General features: G+C 61.6%; 5 protein-coding genes. 4 read left to right on the plus strand and 1 reads right to left on the minus strand.

The window, feature by feature from the left end:
- The coding region (locus EN993_RS31090; protein WP_164757922.1) for a substrate-binding domain-containing protein at positions 1 to 336 on the plus strand (336 nt) is incomplete at its 5' end.
- 13 nt (positions 337 to 349) lie between these two features.
- On the opposite strand, the gene EN993_RS31095 is transcribed toward EN993_RS31090, so the two are convergent.
- Positions 350 to 1,573, minus strand: coding sequence for an OpgC family protein (locus EN993_RS31095; protein ID WP_109668571.1), 1,224 nt, complete (start codon positions 1,571 to 1,573; stop codon positions 350 to 352).
- A gap of 203 nt (positions 1,574 to 1,776) precedes the next feature.
- On the opposite strand from EN993_RS31095, the gene EN993_RS31100 reads away from it, so the two are divergent.
- The 3 genes from EN993_RS31100 to EN993_RS31110 form a co-directional block, all read left to right on the plus strand.
- Positions 1,777 to 2,442: an alpha/beta hydrolase gene (locus EN993_RS31100; RefSeq protein WP_109668569.1), complete on the plus strand. Its 666-nt coding sequence runs from the start codon at positions 1,777 to 1,779 to the stop codon at positions 2,440 to 2,442.
- Positions 2,443 to 2,629: 187 nt separating this feature from the next.
- Positions 2,630 to 3,709: a toxic anion resistance protein gene (locus tag EN993_RS31105; RefSeq protein WP_109668567.1), complete on the plus strand. Its 1,080-nt coding sequence runs from the start codon at positions 2,630 to 2,632 to the stop codon at positions 3,707 to 3,709.
- 53 nt (positions 3,710 to 3,762) lie between these two features.
- A partial coding sequence (locus EN993_RS31110; RefSeq protein WP_245469020.1) for a substrate-binding domain-containing protein occupies positions 3,763 to 5,045 on the plus strand: 1,283 nt, incomplete at its 3' end.

Here is a 5,045-nt window from a genome sequence, read left to right on the forward strand (position 1 = left end):
GACGAGGAGAGCGTGTGGGCCGGCCTCGATCACATTTTCGCCGGCGCCGAGACACCGACCGCTATCCTGGCCATGTCAGACAGGATGGCCTTGCATGCATTGGACTGGCTGCGGCAGCGTGACATCACGGTACCGGGCGACGTTTCGATCGTCGGCTTTGACGGTGTTCCGGAAGGAGCGGTTTCCAACCCGCCGCTGACCACGATCGTCCAGCCGATCGCCGAGATGGGCCGCCTTGCCGTCAAGGCGATCCTTGAAAATGACGGCTCGTTCAGCCGGCAATCGCTGCCGGTCGAACTCCTGGTGCGGGCCTCATCCGGCCCCTCGCCCGCCTGAGCCGCCTGACGCCTCAACGCCCCATTCTTGTCGCCATCGACGACATGCCGAAGGACGCATGGACGGGCGGTGCCGGATTGTGAGCCGGCCTGCTTTTCCCGGACCAGCCGAGGCCCGAAAGCCATTCGAGATAGTAGGCGACCGCGAACTGCATGACGATGCCGGCCGATATCAACAGGCTGTCATAGGCAAATCCGCCCGGATTGATCAGCTTCAGCACCTGCGCCGCCATTGCGAGCACAGTGCCGGCAATGAAAACCGGCAGCGATCGTTTGCCCAATATGGCAAGCGGATGATCGCGCCCGGTGCGAAACAGGTTCGAGATGGCGGGGAATGCCACGATCAGGTAGCTCACCGCCAATATATGCAGCAGCCTTGGCAGTGACAGGAACGTCTTGTCGAAGCCGGTCAGCACCGGAGGCAGACCCAACCAGGAGATCTGCCCCCAGAGCGGGCTATGCACCCAGACCACAGCGGTCGCGGTGTAGGCCAAAGCCGCGCCGACCAGCCAGCGATTGACCGGGATGCTACCGCCGCGACGCACATGCAGCGTGCCTGCCAGGCCGATATTGAAAAGGAACTGCCACGACAGTGGATTAAGAAACCAGAAGCCAGGCTCGGGATAGTTGGGCGGAGCAATCTGGTAGATCCCAGCGACCAGCCACAGCGCGCCGGATGCGGCAAGCGCCGGCAATGGCCGGTAGCTGACGAAGAGCAGGAAGACCGGCGCCAGCAGGAGCAGCACGGCATAGACCGGCAGGATGTTGTTATAGCCGAGCTGGTGGCCGAGCGTCACGATGCCGATCAGCACTTGTGGCGTATTCTTGATCAACGGCTCGAGGTTGATCATCGTCAAAAGCTCCGGTCGCCTGGCAAACACCGCCGCGGCGCAGAAGATCGCCATCACCACCATGGTGGTGACGATGTGGGCGGCATAGAGCACACCAGCGCGGCGCCACATCTTCAACGTCGCCAACAACCGGTTTCCAGGCTGGAATTTCTTGCCATAGGCGAGCGCGACCGAGATGCCGGAGATCAGCACGAAGACTTCCGCCGCGTCTGAAAAGCCGAAATTCTTGTACGTCAGATACTCGAAGGCGGTACCCGGTACGTGGTCGACATAGATGGTCAGCAGAGCGAGAGCGCGGAACACATCGATACGCGTGTCGCGATCGGCGATGCGCGAATCGCGGTCTGGGACACGCGAATCGCGGTCTGGGGAAATCTGGGTGGTCATCGACAAAAAGGCCTCAAAGCTGGTTGTTCATGCCGGCAATGCGACCCCCGGCGCACCGCTTCGATTCCTCCCGAAGCAATGGTATCGGCGAAGAAACGGACTGTAATGCGCCCGGTTCAATCAACTTTCGCGGAGCTTGAAAATATTGCGTTTTGAAGCCGGCAAACAGATGGGAATCATCATGGAATCAAAAGGATGAGGCCATGACCGAAAGGACCTCACAAGATGGTGCGCTGCTGCGTGATCTCGCCTTCAGCTACCGCCTTTACAGCCCTGCGGATTCAACCGACGAATGCCTCTTCCTGCTGCATGGGTCGGGTGTCGACGAGACCACATTGGTGCCGCTGGCACGAGAGATCGCGCCGCATGCCGTGCTGATCGCGGTGCGCGGCCGCATCGTCCAGGAGGATGGTTTCCGCTGGTTCGCGCGCATCACGCCGACGCGCTTCGAACAGGCAAGCATCCGCACCGAAACCGAGGCCTTTGCGGGTTTCGTTGCTGACGCGGCCGCACGCCATCATCTCGACCTCTCCCGCACGATGTTCCTCGGCTATTCGAACGGCGCCAATCTGGTTTCGAGCCTGATGCTGCTGCGTCCGGGCCTCGTCGAACGCGCAGCGCTGCTGAGACCGATGCCGGTGCTCGATGACGTGCCGGCGACGGATCTGTCAAAGGTGCGAGCGCTCATCATCGCCGGCGCCGCGGATCTCACCTATGCGCCCTTCGCGCCGGCGCTGGTGACATTGCTCAGCCAGCATGGCGCCGAGATCGATGCCCGGATTGTTGCATCGGGTCATGAATTCGGCAGCGCCGACGCGGCGATCGTCAGGCAATGGCTGACAGCGCCAGCCACCGTCGCACAAGACTGATGGACAGTAGCCGGCGGAATGAGCTTGTCCACCGGATCGAATCCCTGCAAACCTTGCCCGTTTTCAGGCTGAAACCCGCATGTTTTGCGCCCAGAGCCGGGTCGGCCCCTTCCCTTATCCACAATGCCGACATATCCCTGTCACACACAGCCTATGGAGATACTGTTCATTTTGAGGGGAGGTCTGCATGGCCGACAAGAACAGCATCACTCTGCTCGACGACACCTCGACATTGCCGGCAATCGTTGCCGACCCGTCCGACATCGCCAGGATCGAAAGCACGATCGACGTCAGGGATCGCGCCGGCATTTCGGTCTATGGCGACCGTGCCCAGCAGGCTGTCAGCGACTATGCCGACAAGATTCTGGGTCAGCTTCGCAATCGCGATCTCGGCGACACCGGAAATCTGCTGACCGACATCATCATGAAGGCCAAGAACCTCGATCCGGCTTCGCTGAAGGACGAAGGGTTTCTCGGCAATCTGTTTTCCTCCTTCAAGGCGCGGCTCGAACGCTTCAAGGAAAAATACGAGGATGTTGCCGGCCAGATCGACCGCATCGGCCTCGAACTCGACCGCCACAAGGATACGCTGCGGCGCGACATCGCCGTGCTCGACGACCTGCATGAGCAGACCAAGGACTCGATCCTCAAGCTCGACGCCTATGTGCAGGCAGGCAAGAAATTCGTCGACGACTATCGCACCAACGAATTGCCCAAGCTGAAGGCCGCGGCGGATTCGGCCAGCGGCGATGTCGGCGGCACGCTGGAGGCGCAGACCTATCAGGATGCGGTCCAGGCGCTGGATCGTCTGGAAAAGCGCGTCTTCTATCTGGTGCAGGCGCGCCAGCTCGGCATCCAGCAACTGCCGCAGATCCGCATCGTCCAGTCCGGCGACGAGACGCTGATCGAGAACCTGCAGGCGACCTCGGCGCTCACCGTGCCGGCCTGGAAGCAGAAAATGGTCATCCTGCTTGGGCTGACCAATCAGAAATCGGCGCTCGAACTGCAAAAGACGGTGACGGACGCCACCAATGAGATGATCCGGCAGACCTCCAAGATGATGAAGGATCAGGCGATCTCGATCGAAGAACAGGCGCAGCGCGGCATTGTCGATGTCGAGACGCTGGCGCAGGCCAACCGCGATCTCATCGACACCGTGCAGGGCGTGCTGAAGGTCCAGCAGGAGGGTCGCCAGAAGCGGGCCGATGCTGAAAAGCAGATGGACCAGATGACGATCGATCTGAAGAAAGCGCTGACCCAGGCCTGATCGGAACCGCCATGCCGAAGACGCTGACGTCCGTTCTGCTGCTGGCCTTCGCGATGTTGCTGGCCGCCTGCAACGCCAGCCACGTCAAATTCTCCATCGTATCGGGCTCGGAAAACACTGTACTGCAGCCGATCGTTCAGGAGTTCTGCGACAAGCAGGGTGCCACATGCACCTTCGCCTATGAGGGCTCGCTCGACATCGGCCTTGGCTTGCAGCGGCCTGCCGGGCTCGACCAGGATGCGGTCTGGCCGGCCTCGAGTGTCTGGGTCGACCTGTTCGATTCCGGTCGCAAGGTGCGCAATTTAACCTCGATCGCGCAGATGCCGGTTATTTTGGGCGTGCGCAAATCCAAGGCCGCCGAACTCGGCTGGGTCGGCAAGCCAGTTTTCATGAAGGACATTCTGGCCGCGGTGAAGGACGGCAAGCTCAAATTCCTGATGACCTCGGCAACGCAATCCAATTCCGGCGCCAGCGCTTATCTCGCCATGCTCTCCAGCGCACTCGGCGGCAAGGAAGTGATCGAGCCCGGCGACCTCGACAATCCGAATATGCGTGAGACGGTGAGCGCTTTGCTGCAAGGCGTCGAGCGCTCATCAGGCTCGTCGGGCTGGCTGGCAGACCTCTATGTCGACTCGGCCGGCAAGGGCACCGTCTATGACGCCATGTGGAACTATGAGGCGACGCTGAAGGAGACCAACGACAAACTGAAGCAGATGGGCAAGGAGCCGCTCTATGCCGTCTATCCGGCCGACGGCGTCGCGGTCGGCGATTCGCCGCTCGGCTTCATCGACCATGGGCGCGGCCCGGAGGTCGAAAAATTCTTCACCGACCTGCTCGCCTATCTGCAGTCGGATGCGGTGCGCAAACGCATCGCCGACACCGGCCGGCGGCTGCCGCTTGGCGGCTCGGCGATCCAGGCCGCGGCCGAACCCGACTGGAATTTCGATCCGGGCAAACTGGTGACCTCGATCCGCATGCCGGAGCCGGCGGTGATCCGCAAGGCGCTCGATCTCTATCAGGAAGCCTTGCGCAAGCCTTCACTGACGGCACTGTGCTTCGACTTTTCCGGCTCCATGGAAGACCAGGGCGAGAAACAGTTACAGGCAGCGGCGCAGTTCCTGTTTACGCCGGAAAAGGCCAGCGAGGTGCTGGTGCAATGGACGCCGTCCGACCGCATCTTCGTGCTGCCGTTCGACAGTGCCGTGCGCGCCAATTTCGAAGCGACCGGCGATGCTGCCGGGCAAGCCCAGTTGCTGGCTGCCGTCGCGGACCAGCATGCCGGCGGCGGCACCGACATGTATGCCTGTGCCCAGCAGGCGCTGCAGCAGATCACGGC

The sequence above is a fragment of the Mesorhizobium sp. M7D.F.Ca.US.004.01.2.1 genome, from assembly GCF_003997785.1.
Lineage (GTDB): Bacteria > Pseudomonadota > Alphaproteobacteria > Rhizobiales > Rhizobiaceae > Mesorhizobium > Mesorhizobium loti.